Genomic DNA, 16189 nt, shown 5'->3' with positions numbered 1-16189 from the left:
ACGCATTGCGCGGTCAGCGAGTTTTTTTATGCGCGTCCTATTTGCTCTCGGCCTGCATCTCGGCAGCTGGCCGGACCTTGCCGAAGTGATGCGTTGTATAGCAGCAGAACCCCAGCCCGCCGAAGGCCAGCAGGCCGCCGACGATACCGACATTGGCAACCCCGAGATGGCTGCTGACCACACTGCCGAGCAGCGCGCCGCCGCCAATACCGATATTGAAGATGCCCGAGAACAGCGCCATCGCCACATCGGTTGCATCGGGTGCCAACGACAGCACGCGCGCCTGCAGGGTCAGGCCGAAGCACATGATCGCCATGCCCCAGATAATGGTCAGCGTACCGAGCGTCACGGCGTCACCGGAGAGGGGCAACAGCATCAGCAGGCAAACGGTCAGCGTACCAATGGCGGTGATCAACAGTCCGTTCGGGAAGCGGTCGCTGAACAGGCTGAAGATGATCGAGCCCATGATCCCGGCACCGCCAAAGACCAGCAGCAGGATCGTGGTCATTTCGCCGCTGAGTCGAGACACAGTCTGGGTGAACGGCTCGATATAGCTGTAGGCGGTGAAATGAGCGGTCACCACAATCGCCGTCAGCAGGTAGATAGCCATCAACCGTGGGCGCTTGAACAGGATCGGCAGGCTGCGCAACGAGCCGGAGTTCTGGCTGGGCAGCAAAGGCAGCGCGCGAGCCAACAGGAAGACTACCAGCGCAGCGATGCCGGCGATGCCCAGAAAGGTAGTCCGCCAGCCCAGTGCTTCACCCAGCACGCGGCCCAGCGGAATACCCAGCACCATCGCCAGCGACGTACCGGTCGCCAGCAGGCCCAGCGCCTGGACCTGCTTGCCAGGCGGCGCGATGCGCACGGCCAGCGACGCCGTGACCGACCAGAACACCGCATGTGCAAAGGCGATACCGACCCGACTCACCAGCAGGATCGCGAAGCTGGGGGAGATTGCCGAGAGCACGTGGCTGACCACAAACAGGCCGAACACGAACATCAGCAACTTGCGGCGCTCGATGTTGCGCGTCGCCAGCATCATCGGCAACGACATCAGCGACACGACCCAGGCATAGATCGTGAGCATCAACCCGACCTGGGCCGGGGTCATTTCGAAGCTCTGGCCGATGTTACTCAGCAGACCGATCGGCACGAACTCGGTGGTATTGAAAATGAAGGCCGCCAAGGCCAGCGCGAATACGCCAAGCCAGCTACCTGCCTGCTCGTTTGGAGGTGAAGTTATCAAGAATCACAACGCCCTGAAAATGTTCCGACCCGAAGGCCGATCGCCACGCGTGAACACGCACGCCTGACACCTGTATGGAAAACGGCGGCTCGCCCCACTGAAAAACCAACGCAAAAACGCTCCGCTCGACCTTCTGAATCGGGCGCAGTGTGCAAAGTGGATTATTGTGGATATGGGGAGTGAAGCCAGATGACACGAATTCTACGGATCGCCAGAGTGGATCACAACCCGTGCACTCATAACAGACTTTACAAATGACCGCCGGTCGTCAGCCGTCGAGGAAGCGCTGCCGGTCCTCAGGCAACGGCAACAGGCAGTGATCATAGCGCCCGAACAGTCGATATCGGTTGAGCGCGATACGGTTGTAGGCCCAGTCCCTTAGAAAGCGTGGAAAAATCCCCAGCACTTTCAGCAGCGGCCACGGCGCAGGCAACAGCCCCATGATGTGCAGAAAGGCATCCGAGCGTACGAACACCCGATTGTTGACGATGACCGCGATGGTATGAAAATCGTCGAGCGGCAGCCCGGCCCACTTCAGCAATGCCTGCCCTTGCTCCGACTGCACGGCGGCCAAGCGCAGACGCTGATGCGGATCATGGCGAATCAAAAACTTCACCACGCCATTGCACAATTTGCAGACGCCATCAAACAACACGACACATTCATCGGGTTTCAGATACGGGGCGGGGGTACTCGGCACAGTATTCACCTGTTTAGGAAAAACAGCCCTGGCGCGCCCGGAAACATGAACGCCCCGCCAGTCGAAGGACCAGCGAGGCGTTCAGGCTAAAGCCATTGCCCGACAGAATCAAACCTTGCGGACGAACTCCGACTTCAGTTTCATCGCGCCGATGCCGTCGATCTTGCAATCGATGTCGTGGTCGCCATCGACCAGGCGGATGTTCTTGACCTTGGTGCCGACCTTGACCACCAGCGAGGAGCCTTTGACTTTCAAGTCCTTGATCACCGTGACGGTGTCGCCGTCCTGCAGCACGTTGCCCGTTGAATCCTTGATGACTTTCACGTCGTCGGATGCATCGGCGCCAGCGGCGTCGGCAGACCATTCATGGGCGCATTCCGGGCAGATCAGCAGGCTGCCGTCTTCGTAGGTGTATTCGGAATTGCATTTCGGGCAGGACGGTAAGCTCACAATGGTTCTCGCATCGAGGAGGGTAAAACCATGCATTATAAAGGGCTTTTCCTGTTTCAGGTGGGAAGAGACTGATCAGTCGTCATAAACCTGCTTCAGTCATTGGACAGAAGCGAAGACCTGAACTAAAAAATACAGCACGCTCTGTCCTGCAACTCCTCTTCGACCTCTCCCTACACGACCCCTGCGCCTCGCGTTGGCGGTAGCTATTGCAGCGTGCACTTACCGTCTCTTGCCACTTACTGCACTGAGCACATCACATGGGCATGCCTCACAACCCGGCACTCGGCTATCGGCCCGAGATCGATGGTCTGCGCGCGCTCGCGGTCGTCCCGGTCATTCTGTTCCACGCGGGCTTGCCGCTGTTCAGCGGCGGGTTCGTGGGCGTCGATATCTTTTTCGTGATTTCCGGCTATCTGATCACGTCGATCATCATCGCGGAGAAGATCAAAGGGCGTTTCTCGCTGATCTACTTCTACGAACGACGCGCGCGGCGCATCCTGCCTGCGCTGTTCGTGATGATGCTGATCTGCCTGCCTGTCGCGTGGTTGACGCTCGATCCGTCTGACCTGAAATACTTCGCCAAGAGTCTGGTGGCGGTGCCGACTTTCTCATCCAACGTGCTGTTCTGGCTGGAAAGTGGCTATTTCGACGCCACGGCAGAACTCAAACCGTTGCTGCACACCTGGACGCTCGCGGTGGAGGAACAGTATTACCTGTTCTTCCCGATTCTCTTGATGCTGACTTGGGGCTTAGGCCGCAGGAGGCTGATTGGGCTGCTGATGGTCGTCGCCCTGGCCAGCCTGACGCTGGCGCAACAGGGCGTCCATCAAGACACCAGCAACGCGTTTTATCTGCTGCCGGCACGCGCCTGGGAATTGCTGGCGGGCTCATTCATAGCCTTCTACTTTGCCTGGCGACCGCGCAACACCGGGGGTTCTAGCGTTATCGATCAGACGGCAGCGGCGTTGGGGATTTTGCTGATCGGTTATGCCGTGGTCGGTTTCGACAGCAGCACGCCCTTCCCCGGCCTTAATGCACTGGTACCCGTGCTGGGTGCGGTGTTGGTCATCGTCTTCGCGCATGGCAAAACCTGGGTTGGAAGCGCGCTGAGTACACGTGTGCCGGTCGCGATCGGCATGCTCAGCTACAGCGCCTACCTGTGGCATCAGCCCGTTTTTGCCTTCGCCCGCCAGTACAAGCTGAATGAACCGGGCCTGCTGCTCATGCTGGCGCTTGCCCTTGTGTCTCTGATGCTGGCCTGGTTGAGCTGGCGTTTCGTCGAGCAGCCGTTTCGCAAGGCGGGCACCTTCACTCGCCGTCAGATTTTCACCACGGCAGGCGCTGCCTCAACGCTGTTTATCGCGCTGGGGCTGGTCGGCTATGTGAATAACGGCTTTCCCCAGCGCTTCGCTGTCGACCCGGAGCTGCATCAGGCATTCGCCGACCCGTTGATACGCGACAAATGCGACCCGCCCTTGGCCGGCAAAGGCGGTAACGTCGATTTTTGCCTGTTCGGGCTCGCTGACAGTCAGGCAGTGCCTGACATGGCGCTGTTCGGCGACAGCCACTCCGAGGCGCTGTTATCCACGTTCGACGCCGCCGCTCGGGATCAGGGCAGAACCCTCGCGCATATCGGCCTGGGCGGCTGCCTGCCCTTGCTCGGCGTGGACGTGGCCAACGGCAACTATGCTGCGGGGGTCTGCGAAGCGCTGGCCGATCGGGAGTTCGAATACGTGAAACAGCAGCGGATCAAGAAGGTCGTGCTGGTGGCGCGCTGGACGCTGTATACCGGCGACGATTACAGCGAGAGGACGATGAGCAAATATTTCCTGACCTCACGCGCCGATCCGCAGAAAAGCCGGGAAACCTCGCGCAGGGTATTCAGCCAGGCGCTTGAACACACGATCGAGGCCTACCGCAGTATCGGCGCCGAGCTGTTCATCGTTGCGCAGGTACCACAGCAAATGATCAACCCTGAAAGTCTTTATTACCGCTTGGCGCGGGATGCTTCGGACAGCGATGCGCAGGCATTACAGCGGGTCAGCGAACTGTCGGTGCCGGTCGAAAAACACGACCTGTTGCAGCGTTTCACCCGCCAGCTGTTCCTGCGCGCTAGCCAATCGCAACACATCAGCCTGATCACGCTGGATGACGCCTTCTGCAAGGACAGGCAATGCCTGATCGGCGACCTGCATTCGTACTACAAGGATTTCAACCACCTCAACGCCCGGGGTGCAGGGCTGCTTGCCGGCCAGATCAGCCATATTCTTGAGCAGTGACAGGGTTTTATCAGGCGGCATTGTCTGTAATGCTGATGCCTGACCAGACGCCCGAGGACCACCGCATGACCGCCGCCAGCTTCACCCCCTTCGAGGATCTGGCCAACCTGCTGATACCCCACACTCACGCAGAGAAAATCGACGGCTCGCACGATGTCTCGCACTTGCTGCGTGTGTGGAAAAACGTCTGCGCCATTCGTGACCGTGAAGGCGGCGATGCCCGCGTCCTGATTGCGGCGACACTGCTGCATGACTGCGTTTCAGTCGAGAAAGACTCGCCGTTTCGCGCCGGCGCATCACGACTGGCGGCAGCGCGGGCCAGCGAATTGTTGACCGAGATGGGTTGGGATGAACAGAGCATCGCCTCCGTCGCCCACGCCATCGAAGCGCACAGTTTCTCGGCGGCGATCACGCCCTTGACCCTCGAGGCGAGAATACTGCAGGACGCCGACCGTCTGGACTCGCTGGGCATGATTGGTGTGGCACGCACCTTCTATGTATCAGGGCGGCTCGGCAAAGCGCTCTACGACCCGAATGACCCGCATGCCAGCCGGCGCCCCTATGACGACCTGAATTTCGCCGTCGACCACTTCCACACCAAGCTGCTGCACCTGGCTGACGGTTTTCAGACCGATACCGGCGCACAGATGGCGAAAGTCCGGCACCACCGGGTCAAACGCTTTCTGAACGAACTGATGGAGGAAGTTGCACTTCCTCAGCCTTGATTCGTCAGTCACACGGCAACCCTTCAAGAGATGTCATAAAGACATCACACAATTGCCCTATAAACGGCTCTCCGAGAAGGTCCGTGTGTTTATAGGGGTTGTGTGCCGTGAAAAGATTTATGCCTCGTTTCCTACGTCGGCAAGCCACAACGACAACACTCTTGCGCCGCTTCAAAATCACGCTGCGCCTGGTGATCTGCTTCGCTGTCACCTCCCTCTTGATGGTCGCGCTTGGCGCATTCTGCCTGTTGCAGATGCAAGCTATCCGCACCCAGGGCGAGGCGGTCGAGAGCGGCGCCCTGCCCAGTATCGCCACTGCAGATGCCATCGCCATCGGCCTGGTCAAACTGCGCAGCGAAACCACCCGTCTGATCGCCAACGCCGATGATCCGGGTGCCGTCATCAACAGCAAGATCAATGTCGAACAACTCAGGAATGAGGTAGAGAAAGGCTTCTCTGAATACCTCGCACGCGTTCAGTCGGGCACAGAGCATGACTCCATTGTCGCGTTGCAGGATGCCTACAAGGCCTTCATGCCCGGCTTGCAGGATCAGATCGCGCTGATCGAGCAGAACAAGCTGGACGAGGCCAGGATGCTGGCCAACACCATGCTCTCGCTGCAAGGCGACCTGATGGACATGCAAGTGCAGCTGTTGCGCGAACTGAACAAGCAGAGTGCGGCCACCGCTGTAGAGGCCGCAAGCGCCAGCTACGAGCAAACGCGGATCATCGCGCTGAGCGCCATCGGCCTGGTTCTGGCACTGACCCTGTTGCTGGCCTGGCGCCTGAGCGTCAGCATCATCCACCCGGTGCGGCAGGCTTTACACATCGCCAGCACCATTGCCGATGGTGACCTGAGCGAACACCCGATACCGGACGGCAAGGACGAGACCGCGCAATTGCTGATCACCCTGGGGCGCATGCGCACCAACCTGCACAGCACGATCGACCAGATCTACGCGGCGGCGGCACAGTTGTCGCAATCGGTTCAGGAAATGGGCAGCATCGCCGAAGCCAGTGCGCTCAATCTGCAGCTGCAGAACACTGAAATCGAGCAGGCTGCTGTCGCAGTCAATCAGATGAGTCAGGCGGCCATCGAAGTGGCAGGCAACGCCAGCAATACCGTGACCGAATCAGAGGCGTCGACCCAGGCGGCAGCACAGGGGCAGGAAAAGCTGTCGGCAACCATTCTTTCGATCAAGGAACTGACCAGGAATGTGCTGGATTCGTCGCATCAGGCTGAAGGGCTGGCCGAACGCACCCAGAGCATCAGCAGCATCCTCGATGTGATTCGTGCAATTGCCAATCAGACCAATCTGCTGGCCCTGAACGCAGCTATCGAGGCTGCACGGGCAGGCGAAGCCGGGCGCGGCTTTGCCGTGGTGGCCGATGAGGTCCGCTCACTGGCGCAGCGCACCAGTGCCTCCACCGCGGAAATCGAGGGGCTGATCAGCGGCGTGCAGCAAAGCACCCAGCAAACCGCCAGCTCGCTGCGCCACACGGCGACGCAGGCCAACCTGACGATGGAACAGGCCGCCTCGACCGGCGAAGCCTTGCAAGTGATCATCCAGTCAACCGCCACCATCAACGACCGCAACCTGCTGATTGCCAGTGCCGCAGAGCAGCAGGCCCAGGTGGCGACTGAAGTGGACCGCAACCTGAGCAGTATTCGCGACCTGTCCAGCCAGACCGCATCAGGCGCGCAGCAGACCACCGTCGCGAGTAACGCACTGTCGATGCTGGCCAATGACCTGAACCTGATGGTGCAGCGTTTCGTGCTGTGATGAGTTGAACGTCGCCAGCCAGCCTGCAACAACAGGCTGGCTGGCGACGATCGGCTGTCAGTCCTGCGGACGCAGACGGTACTGCGGCGGCAGTTGCTCGAAACCGCTGATGGTCACGTCGAGGCTTTTCCAGCGGCCATCCTTGATGCCGTAGATGCAGCCATGCACAGACAGGCTCTGCCCACGGTGCCAGGCGTTCTGCACAATGCTGGTGTGACCGACGTTGGCCACTTGCTGGATCACGTTCAATTCACACAGGCGGTCGACGCGCTCTTCCTCGGTCGGCAGCTTGGCCAGCAACTCGCGGTTTTCGTAATACAGATCACGAATCGTGCGCAGCCAGCCGTCGATCAGGCCGAACTGGCGGTCCTGCATGGACGCCCGCACGCCGCCGCAACCGTAGTGGCCTGTGACCAGAATGTGTTTGACCTTCAACACGTCCACTGCGTATTGAATCACTGACAGACAGTTCAGGTCGGTGTGCAGCACGACGTTGGCCACGTTGCGGTGAACGAACAGATCACCCGGCAGCATGCCGACGATTTCGTTGGCCGGCACGCGTGCATCGGAGCAACCGATCCACAGGAACTCAGGGGTTTGCTGGCGGGCCAGTTTGGCGAAAAACTCAGGGTCTTCCTGCTTTATCGCATCGGCCCAGCGTGCATTGTTATCAATCAGGTCTTGTAGCTCGTTCATGCTTTGACGCCTCGATAATGATGCCCAGCCTTGGACTGGAGTCGAATCCTTCAAGTCACGCCTGTTTGCCACTACTGGCAAAATTCACCAACGCTCGTCGGTCAACAAAAAGGAATCTTCAAAGTCATGGCCGGTCCACTTTTTACGACCACCTGACATGAGGATTTCCCATGAACGATTCACGCCGTCCGTTCGGTGCTACCGAACCGGAACCCATCGACGATAACGAAGACCGTATGGGCTCCATGGAAACACTCGATTTCGACGAGGAAGAACCGGGCCGTATTGGCGATCTTATCCCTGAAGGCGAGCTACAACATGAAATTCCGGATCAGCGCGTGCGTGAGGCAGGTCTCACGGGTGCTTCCACGGATGATCATCACTCGACTGACGATGATCTGTCTCCGGAAACCCTGATTCGTGAAGACGGTGCTCGTTCACCGTCCGAGCAGGGCGATGGCGACCCGGCTGATCTGGACCTGACCGTAGTCGACGAAGACGACATCGGCGGTGGCAACGGCCTGGACGAAGAAGAACTGGCAATCATCGACCCGCTGGACGGCAACACCCAGCGCTGACAGCCAGTATTACTCGAAAAGCGTGCAGGCCATGACCACTGCGTCTTCACGGCCGCCCACTGCCGGGTAGTAATCGCGACGCCGGCCTATCTCGTTGAAACCGTAGTTTTCATACAGACGATAGGCTGGACGGTTGCTGTCACGCAGCTCCAGAAAGCATTCCCGTGCATTGAGCTGATAAGCGCGTTTCATCAGATGGTCGAGCAGTAACAAGCCAAGACCCCGCCCCTGGTTTTCAGGTTTGACCGTGATGTTAAGCAGGTGCGCTTCGTCGATGATGACCTGAATGACGCCGTGCCCGACCTGCTGCGCGCCCTCGAACATCAGCCAGATCTCGTAGGACTTGAGCCCGTCGAGAAAGATGCCGCGTGTCCAAGGATGACTGAACGCCGCGTATTCGATTTTCAGCACCGCGTCCATGTCGGCTTCGGTCATGCGGCGGAAGGTTACGGCATCACTCATCGATCGATTTCCAGCGCGTCATCAGCCGACGCATGGCTTTCCAGACATCCGCCTTGCGCTCAGGCTCGTCCATCAGTAATTCAAGACCTGGCAGCGCCCAGGCCGTGCCCAGGCCTTCAATCTGCAGCTCACGGTGGTAAGACTCGGCATCGGCTTCACCGGCGTACTTCATCGACGGCAGCCCGATCAGCCACAGGCAGGCGCAAGGCTCGTCCTCGAGCCGCGCGCCGACGAAGCCCTGCACGAAATCACGCGCGGCCTCCGGGCCCTGGTCCATCTGGCCGCGGACCAGCAATGGCCAGCGCACGGGCTCGCCGATGATCTGTGGGCTGTCGGGCAGACCGGCGGCGCGCAGCATGTCCTTGAGCAGCAGGTAGGAAGGATCACGGCTCTGAAACGGCTGACCGGTGGTGAGTTCGACCAGTAACAGGCAGCGTCCGGCGCGCAACAATTGCAGGGCAAAGCGCGGTGGCGGTACCACCGGCGCCTTGGGCGGCGCCGGCTCGGCCTCTTCGGCGGCCGGGGTGGCTGCGCGCGTGCTGGCCAGTGAAGGGCGCGGCACCTCGACCCTCGGGCGTTCGGGCTGCCGTGCCATCGGCTCGACGTTCGACGTTTCGGCAGGTGCAGCGTGCTCCGCTGGCGAAGCAGCAGGCGCGACACGTTGCACCTCGACCGGCAGCGGCAACGGCACAAGCAGCAGCGGGCGCGACGGCGCGGCGAATGGCAGTTCTGTGCGCGGCAGCCAGTTGACCACCTGCATGGCAGTCAAATAAGCGCGGCGACGGGACTCGTTGAGCAAGGGTCAGCCACCTGTGGATAAGTTAAGCGCGCAATTCTAGCGTTGTTCGCCTTTTTGCGCTGCAGCATATCGCCCGCAGGTGAAATATCAGTCGGCTGATGCAGTACAATTGCCGCTTTTCACTTGCCAACAGTCGGCCTAACGATGATCGAACCCAAGCGCGTTCTGCGCGCCCTTGCCGAGCACTGGGCGCTCCTTGAGCCCTTATGCGAACATTTCGACCAGGGTACGTTGAGCCTGAGCGAGCTGCGCCTGCAACTGGGCGCTCAGCAGCAGGACAGCACTCCGCAAGACATCACCAACCTGCTGGACGTGTGGATCCGTCTGGACATTCTGGTGCCCGTCGCGAAAAGCCCGAACCGTTTCGAGCTCAACGCACAGATCCATGACTTCCTGTCGTACCTGCGCCGCGAGCACCGTCTGGGCCTGTGCCTGGAAATCGAGGCCTACCTGCGCCACCTGGAGCGACTGGCCGGTTACATTCAGGATGCATTCGAGGTTCGCGACGCCAATGATTTGGCCAGACAACTGCGGCTGCTGGACATGCGCGTGCGCGACGTACTCAAGAAGCTCGCCAACGACGAACAGGCGCTGGTCGCCGTGGCCGACCGGGCCAAGACCAGTGACCGGCAGATCCCGTTGCGTCAGCGCTATGCCGAAGTCTTGGCGACGTGGGACGAATACGTCGAGCCGATGATTCAACTGGTCAACGCAGACGGTGCGTTCGAACAGGGCGTGCGCAAGGTCGAGAACGTCCTGCTGCGCCTGCTGACCGAGCAACAACGTCTCGGTCACCTGGTCGACGACGACATGCTGCTGCGCACCCACGCGCGCATTCTGGAAATGCAGACCAGCGCCCAGCTGACCTTGCGCCATGCGCGCGAACTGCTGCTGCCGTTGCGCGAAGAAGCGCGTCGCCATAATGCGGTGACCCGTGGCGCAGCGCTGGCCTTGTCCGCCATTCGCCGCAAGGGGCTGGATGCGGTGCCGCAGGCTGCCATGCCGATGTTCACCCGTCCGCAAAGCACGTTCCTGGGCAGTGCCAGTCAGGTCGAGGCCTACGTGTATGCCCTGGCGCGTTTTGAGCCGAAACCCGCGAGATTCCCCAAGGCCAGCGGTACCCGCAAGGGCCAGGCGCCACGCGCACCGCGTACGGTCAAGGAGATGCTCGAACGCTGCGAAGACGCCTTGCCGATGCCTGACCTGATGGTCTGGTTGCTGGAGCAGGAGCCGACCGGGGAGACCGACGAGCTGCTCTACTGGTTCTCGCGCCTGTCGCGCGACAAGCGCTTCGCCCGTGAACGCCTCGAGCGTCGCGAATATTTCACCCGGGAGCACCGCGTCAGCCTTCGCTCCTTTGCCCTGCTCGCTGCAAAAGACGAGCAGGCCGAGCATTCCGAGAGCACCGTTCATGCATCTTGATCTATCCGAAATGTCCCAGCTCGCGCCGATCTTTCGCGAGCTGTTCAAGGGCTATCACATCAGCCGCCGCGACCCGGAGCTGTACACCCAGCTCTCCAATTGTCAGGACCAGTACCGCACGCTGTTCAAGGCACTGGGCTTCGAACTGGTCTGCGACACGCGTGGCTTTTATTACTTCGTGCCTGAACTGGCTGCCGCGCAGGTCAACAAGACCGCCCAGCGCCTGGCACTGTTCACCTTCATCCTCGTTGAACATCTGGCAGATCAGGGCCGTGACCCCATGTCGGTGCTCGACGGTGGCAGCCTGGGCCGCGACGAGCTGCCTTCGATGCTGGAAAAGTACCGCGACCTGTTTCTCCAGGCTGAAGTGCAGACCCCCGAAGAGCTCGAAGAAAAGATCATGCGCCGCATGACGCAGTTGGGCTTTGCCAGTGAGGAAGTGGGTATCTACCGCTTCCTACCGCCGATGCACCGTTTTCTCGATGTGTGCCTGTCGGTGCAACAGGATCGTGATCTGGCCGCCAGCCTGCATAGCGCCCTGCCCCTGCCGACGCCTGTGCTCATCGATGACGACAGCGACGAGAAACTGCTGGAAACCGATGACCCGCTGGACCTGGCTGAATTCGGTGAAGAGACAGAGGAAGAGGCACTGGCCCGGGCAATCGCCGATGAGCAACGACAGGAGATGGACACATGAGCCAGGAACGTTATGGCATCCGCCGCTTTGCCCTGTTGAACACTGCCGGTTACAGCCTCGGCCTGTTCCCGCTGGAAAATCCGCTGTCGGTATATGGTGCGAACAACCTCGGCAAAAGCGCCTCGATCAACGCCCTGCAATTCCCTATTCTGGCGCGCATGTCGGACATGAGCTTCGGCAAGTACAGCCTGGAACAATCGCGGCGCTTCTACTTCGCCTCCGACACCAGCTACATTCTGGTGGAAGTTTCCCTGCCTCATGGCCCGCATGTCATCGGCGTCGTGGGTCGCGGTCCGGGTGGCGGCTTCGGCCATCAGTTCTTCGCCTATGCCGGCGAGCTGGATCTGGGTCATTACCAGAAGAACGACACCTGCCTGCGTCAGAAAGAGCTGTTCAGCAACCTGGAAAGCCAGGGCCTGAAAGCCTACGAGCTGAAGCCTGACGAACTGCGCCGTCTGCTGGTCGGCGGGCACACGTCGATTCCGCTGGACCTGACCTTGATCCCGCTGCGCTCCACCAGCGAGCAGAGCCTCAAGACCTTCCGCGCACTGTTCATCAACCTGCTGCACATGCGCGAAATCACCGCTGCCAAACTCAAGCAGCTGTTTCTGGATGCCTTCGAGCACAGCCTGCGTTCGGGCAGCGTCGACTACATTGCCGCCTGTGAAGAAGCCTTCCGCGATGTGCGGCGTATGGAACAGGACTACAACTCGCTGGTGCTGGCCGGCCCTCTGGTCGAGGCGCTGGCCGCTGGCGTCAAACAGCGCGATGTGTTGCGCGGCAAACTGCATCGTCTGTCACCGATCCTCGATTCACTGCTCGGCACTTGGTCGGATTACTCCGGTGCGCGCAAAGAAGAGCTGGTGATCCAGGCTGAGCATTACCGTGCTCAGCAGGATGAGATGCAAAACGATCAGCGCAGCAGCACCCAGGAACTGATGCGCCTGGAGCGCGAGATCAGTAGCATCCAGCGCTGGGTCGGCGAGCTGTCGGTGCTGAAGAATCGTTTTGCGCTGGTCGATGACGTCAAGGTGCTGGAGCAACAGCTGCTCGCCGCCAAGGATGCTCACGATGAGCTGGCCGGTGCGCTGGCCCAGTCCCGGCAGTTCAGCGCCGAAGACCTGGACGAACGCCTGCGCGATCTGGAAAAACGCCTCAAGTCGGTCAAACAGCAGCTCGATCATGCGGACAACAACAGCTACGCCCGCCTGCGCGAAGAGTTTTCCCAGCCGGACGTCGAACGTCTGATGCGTCTGTTCAACAGCGCACTGTTCAGCTTGCCGTTGGGTGAGCAAGGTATTGCGCTGGATGATGGCGATGCGTGGGTCAAGTCGCTGGAGACCATTCTGGATGGCTTCAAGGGCGATCAGTTTGCAGTACCGGGGCTGACCATCAACCTGTCGAGCATTGAGCCGCCTGCCCTGCAGGCGCTGGCCGATCGTGCCGCGTTGCGCGATCAGAAAGAGCGGCTGGAGAAAGAACTCAAACAACTGAAAACCCAGCAGGCTGTCGCTGCCGACCGTTCGGCGAGCAAGACCCAGACCGAAGCGCTGTACCAGCAGGTGCTGGATGCGCAAAAGGCGCTTGAAGACTTCCGCCGTTGCCAGACCTTGAGCGCAGAGGAATCCACCAAGCTGGAAGAACTTGCGCAGATGGAAGCCGCTCAGGATGAACTGAAACGCTCCAGCGACGCGTTCACCGAGCGCGTGCAGCAACTGTCAGCCAAGCTGCAATTGATCGCACGTCAGATCGGCGATATGGAATCCAAGCAACGCACGCTGGACGACGCGCTACGTCGCCGTCAGTTACTGCCAGCAGACCTGCCTTTCGGCACACAGTTCATGGACCCGATCGACGACTCCATGGATAACCTGTTGCCGCTGCTCAACGACTATCAGGACAGCTGGCAGGGTCTGTTGCGCAGCGATGGGCAGATCGAGGCGCTGTACGCACAGGTTCGCCTCAAGGGTGTGGCCAAGTTCGACAGCGAGGACGACATGGAGCGTCGCCTGCAGCTACTGATCAATGCCTACGCGCACCGTACCGACGAAGCGCTTACGCTGGGCAAAGCGCGTCGCGCTGCGGTCACGGATATCGCACGTACCCTGCGCAACATCCGTAGCGACTACGACAGCCTTGAGCATCAACTGGCGCTGTTCAACCGCGAGATCAACAAGCGTCAGGTCTCGAACCTGGCAAGCTTCCGTATCGTGCTCGCTCCTAACAAGGAAGCGCTCAAGCACATCGACCAGATCATCCACAGCGCCGGGCAGTACGAGGAAGGCGAGACGTTGTCGGTCTTCGACCTGAGCCAGAGCGCAGAGCAGGACAACAAGAACGAAGAAGCCAAGGAATATCTGGCCCGGCTTGTGGCTGCCAACCACAACCAATTGGGCTTGAAAGACCTGTTCGAACTGGCATTCGAAATCACCAAGGTCAATGGTCAGCCGGTTATCCACACCGATATCGATGGGGCTGCCTCCAACGGCACCACGATGACCATCAAGGCATTGACCAACATGTACCTGCTGTTGCACTTGATGGATCGCGATCAGGCCGGGCGGGTGCGTTTGCCTTACTACCTCGACGAAGCCGCAGACATCGACGAGAAGAATCAGGCAGCACTGCTGGAAACGAGCCTGCAATTGGGCTTCGTTCCAATTCTGGCCAGTGTGAAGCCACAGGTCTCGGCTCACGTTGCCATCGACCTGGAAGGCGGCAGCGGACCCAATGGCATCTACATTGATGAAGCGGACTGGAAATACATTCAGCGTCGTGACGATGTGAAACCAGAGGTTCCGGAACTGGCCTCTTAAAGGCTGATTGCTGTGAACAGAAGGCCGCATGAAAATGCGGCCTTTTTTATCGTCTTTGAATTGAGTGAGGCCGTGTTGCGGGCCTCAGGCGAGCAGACTCTTTATTCATCGAATTCATCATGAGGTGCAGCAAACACGCATACGATTACACCAGGCAGGCTTGGAGTGATCCCATGAGAACGATACTGCTGACGGTCTTGCTGGTCGTCGCTGCAACAGCGCATGCAACTGACTACTACGTGGCCCCCAATGGCGATGATCACGCTGCCGGTACCAAAGGCGCACCGCTGCGCACCATCATGCGCGCACAGCAAGCCGCAAAGGCCGGCGACACGGTGTACTTTCGCGGCGGCACCTATGCCTACACAGCCGGCATCAACCGCTGCGCTACCCGCACAGACACCGTGAATGCCATCACCCTGAACAACAGCGGCAGCGAAAACGAACCCATACGCTACTGGGCCTATCCGGGCGAAACACCGGTTTTCGATTTCTCGGCCATGAAAGACGATTGTAGGGTGAAAGGCTTCAACGTTACCGGTAGCTGGCTACACCTGAAGGGGCTGGAGGTGACCGGCGTACCGCAGCAGCCGGAAAACCATCTCAACCACGAGTCATGGGGCATCTGGAACAGCGGCAGCCACAATACCTTCGAGCAACTCAATCTGCATCACAACATGGGACCCGGCCTGTTCATTCAGAACGGCGGCTATAACCTGGTGCTGAATTCCGACTCTCACCACAACTACGATCCTTACACCTCAAACGGCGCAGGTCAGAGTGCAGACGGCTTCGGCGCACATATCAAGGCGGGCCATCCAGGTAATGTATTCCGCGGCTGCAGAGCGTGGGCCAATTCCGACGACGGCTTTGACCTGATCAATGCCTTTTCGCCAGTCACCATCGAAAGCTCATGGGCATGGCAGCAGGGTTACCTGCCTGGCACGCGAACAAAACTTGAAGCAGGCAATGGTAATGGCATCAAGGCCGGCGGATACGGTGGCAAGTATGTGCCTGACGGTGTGAAACACATCGTCCGTAATTCAGTTGCCTTCGACAACAAGTCCGCTGGTTTCTATGCCAATCACCACACCCTGGCACTGGACTTCATCAACAACACGGCTTTTGCAAATGGCGTGAACTACAACATGGCAGGTATCGCCCCGGATGGTTCGCTGATCCCTCTCGGTAACCTGCTCAACAACATCGCCTACAAGGGACGGTTGACCGTTAACACCGAGGGACTGGATATGGCACACAACTCCTGGACATTGCCAACGCCGGTAACCGACGCAGACTTTGAGGATGTTTCGGAGACGGGGTGGGATGCGCCACGTCAGCCGGACGGAAGCCTGCCAGTGCTGCGCAGCTTCCACCTTCGACCTGGCAGCAGACTGGCAGGGATGGGGGCGTTTCACTAAGCCTTGGGGGTCTCCGGCGCCTATGTGGCTGCATTGCAATAGACAGAGAATGCAGAGATTTCTCGAACCCCAGACAAACAAAAACCCTCAACGCGTAAGCGAAGAGGGTTT

The 16189-nt window shown here is 59.7% G+C and carries 14 protein-coding genes and 1 pseudogene; 9 read left to right on the top strand and 6 right to left on the bottom strand.

The window, feature by feature from the left end:
• Positions 1-37: 37 nt before the first annotated feature.
• From AO388_RS09010 to AO388_RS09000, 3 genes are all read right to left on the bottom strand, one after another.
• Positions 38-1246, bottom strand: coding sequence for a sugar transporter (locus AO388_RS09010; protein ID WP_003433810.1), 1209 nt, complete (start codon positions 1244-1246; stop codon positions 38-40).
• A 268-nt stretch (positions 1247-1514) separates the two neighbouring features.
• Positions 1515-1946: a thiol-disulfide oxidoreductase DCC family protein gene (locus AO388_RS09005; protein WP_032609522.1), complete on the bottom strand. Its 432-nt coding sequence runs from the start codon at positions 1944-1946 to the stop codon at positions 1515-1517.
• Between the two features lie 108 nt (positions 1947-2054).
• Positions 2055-2399 (bottom strand): zinc ribbon domain-containing protein YjdM, encoded by a 345-nt coding sequence (locus tag AO388_RS09000; RefSeq protein WP_032609549.1) that lies wholly within the window; start codon positions 2397-2399, stop codon positions 2055-2057.
• 257 nt (positions 2400-2656) lie between these two features.
• Between AO388_RS09000 and AO388_RS08995 the strand changes: the two genes are divergently transcribed.
• The 4 genes and pseudogenes from AO388_RS08995 to AO388_RS30220 all read left to right on the top strand — a co-directional run bounded on the left by AO388_RS08995 (position 2657) and on the right by AO388_RS30220 (position 7187).
• Entirely contained in the window at positions 2657-4678 is a 2022-nt protein-coding gene (locus AO388_RS08995) for an acyltransferase family protein (protein WP_058416322.1), read from the top strand.
• Positions 4679-4743: 65 nt separating this feature from the next.
• Entirely contained in the window at positions 4744-5403 is a 660-nt protein-coding gene (locus AO388_RS08990; protein ID WP_058416416.1) for an HD domain-containing protein, read from the top strand.
• A 119-nt stretch (positions 5404-5522) separates the two neighbouring features.
• Positions 5523-6329: pseudogene (locus AO388_RS30225) on the top strand (MCP four helix bundle domain-containing protein); the annotation flags it as partial.
• Positions 6324-7187, top strand: coding sequence for a methyl-accepting chemotaxis protein (locus AO388_RS30220; protein ID WP_430313142.1), 864 nt, complete (start codon positions 6324-6326; stop codon positions 7185-7187). The pseudogene AO388_RS30225 and the gene AO388_RS30220, both read left to right, overlap by 6 nt.
• Before the next feature lie 57 nt (positions 7188-7244).
• Here AO388_RS30220 and can read toward each other — a convergent pair whose 3' ends face one another.
• Positions 7245-7883, bottom strand: coding sequence for a carbonate dehydratase (gene can / locus AO388_RS08980; RefSeq protein ID WP_003345939.1), 639 nt, complete (start codon positions 7881-7883; stop codon positions 7245-7247).
• 170 nt (positions 7884-8053) lie between these two features.
• Here can and AO388_RS08975 point away from each other — a divergent pair, with 170 nt between their 5' ends.
• Positions 8054-8461 (top strand): hypothetical protein, encoded by a 408-nt coding sequence (locus AO388_RS08975; RefSeq protein WP_003365778.1) that lies wholly within the window; start codon positions 8054-8056, stop codon positions 8459-8461.
• A gap of 9 nt (positions 8462-8470) precedes the next feature.
• Here AO388_RS08975 and rimI read toward each other — a convergent pair whose 3' ends face one another.
• Positions 8471-8923 carry a ribosomal protein S18-alanine N-acetyltransferase gene (gene rimI / locus AO388_RS08970; RefSeq protein ID WP_003365779.1) on the bottom strand — a complete coding sequence of 151 codons (453 nt, stop codon included), beginning with the start codon at positions 8921-8923 and terminating at the stop codon, positions 8471-8473.
• A complete protein-coding gene (locus tag AO388_RS08965; protein ID WP_058416321.1) occupies positions 8916-9722 on the bottom strand; it encodes a hypothetical protein in 807 nt (268 codons plus the stop codon). Before AO388_RS08965 ends, rimI begins: the two co-directional genes overlap by 8 nt.
• Before the next feature lie 144 nt (positions 9723-9866).
• On the opposite strand from AO388_RS08965, the gene mksB reads away from it, so the two are divergent.
• From mksB to AO388_RS08945, 4 genes are all read left to right on the top strand, one after another.
• The gene (gene mksB / locus AO388_RS08960) at positions 9867-11144 is read left to right on the top strand and encodes an Mks condensin complex protein MksB (protein WP_003404706.1); all 1278 of its coding nucleotides are present in this window, start codon (positions 9867-9869) and stop codon (positions 11142-11144) included.
• Complete coding sequence (gene mksE / locus AO388_RS08955; RefSeq protein ID WP_003365786.1) at positions 11134-11841, top strand: Mks condensin complex protein MksE; 708 nt, start codon at positions 11134-11136, stop codon at positions 11839-11841. Before mksB ends, mksE begins: the two co-directional genes overlap by 11 nt.
• On the top strand, positions 11838-14657 hold the full coding sequence (gene mksF / locus AO388_RS08950) for an Mks condensin complex protein MksF (protein WP_058416320.1): 2820 nt from the start codon (positions 11838-11840) through the stop codon (positions 14655-14657). The genes mksE and mksF overlap by 4 nt, the downstream gene beginning before the upstream one ends.
• A 173-nt stretch (positions 14658-14830) precedes the next feature.
• A complete protein-coding gene (locus AO388_RS08945) occupies positions 14831-16078 on the top strand; it encodes a right-handed parallel beta-helix repeat-containing protein (protein ID WP_058416319.1) in 1248 nt (415 codons plus the stop codon).
• Positions 16079-16189 lie beyond the last annotated feature (111 nt).

It is taken from the genome of Pseudomonas sp. ICMP 10191 (genome assembly GCF_001467335.1).
Lineage (GTDB): Bacteria > Pseudomonadota > Gammaproteobacteria > Pseudomonadales > Pseudomonadaceae > Aquipseudomonas > Aquipseudomonas cerasi.
The sequence above is the reverse complement of the archived record's forward strand: the minus strand, read 5'-3'. Positions and strand labels throughout refer to the sequence as shown.

Bases quoted from the DNA above. Each gene is read 5' to 3' on its own strand.
- AO388_RS08995 (WP_058416322.1), top strand. From the start codon at position 2,657: ATGGGCATGCCTCACAACCCGGCACTCGGCTATCGGCCCGAGATCGAT.
- AO388_RS08990 (WP_058416416.1), top strand. From the start codon at position 4,744: ATGACCGCCGCCAGCTTCACCCCCTTCGAGGATCTGGCCAACCTGCTG.
- AO388_RS30220 (WP_430313142.1), top strand. From the start codon at position 6,324: ATGCGCACCAACCTGCACAGCACGATCGACCAGATCTACGCGGCGGCG.
- can (WP_003345939.1), bottom strand. From the start codon at position 7,883: ATGAACGAGCTACAAGACCTGATTGATAACAATGCACGCTGGGCCGAT.
- AO388_RS08975 (WP_003365778.1), top strand. From the start codon at position 8,054: ATGAACGATTCACGCCGTCCGTTCGGTGCTACCGAACCGGAACCCATC.
- rimI (WP_003365779.1), bottom strand. From the start codon at position 8,923: ATGAGTGATGCCGTAACCTTCCGCCGCATGACCGAAGCCGACATGGAC.
- mksB (WP_003404706.1), top strand. From the start codon at position 9,867: ATGATCGAACCCAAGCGCGTTCTGCGCGCCCTTGCCGAGCACTGGGCG.
- mksE (WP_003365786.1), top strand. From the start codon at position 11,134: ATGCATCTTGATCTATCCGAAATGTCCCAGCTCGCGCCGATCTTTCGC.
- mksF (WP_058416320.1), top strand. From the start codon at position 11,838: ATGAGCCAGGAACGTTATGGCATCCGCCGCTTTGCCCTGTTGAACACT.
- AO388_RS08945 (WP_058416319.1), top strand. From the start codon at position 14,831: ATGAGAACGATACTGCTGACGGTCTTGCTGGTCGTCGCTGCAACAGCG.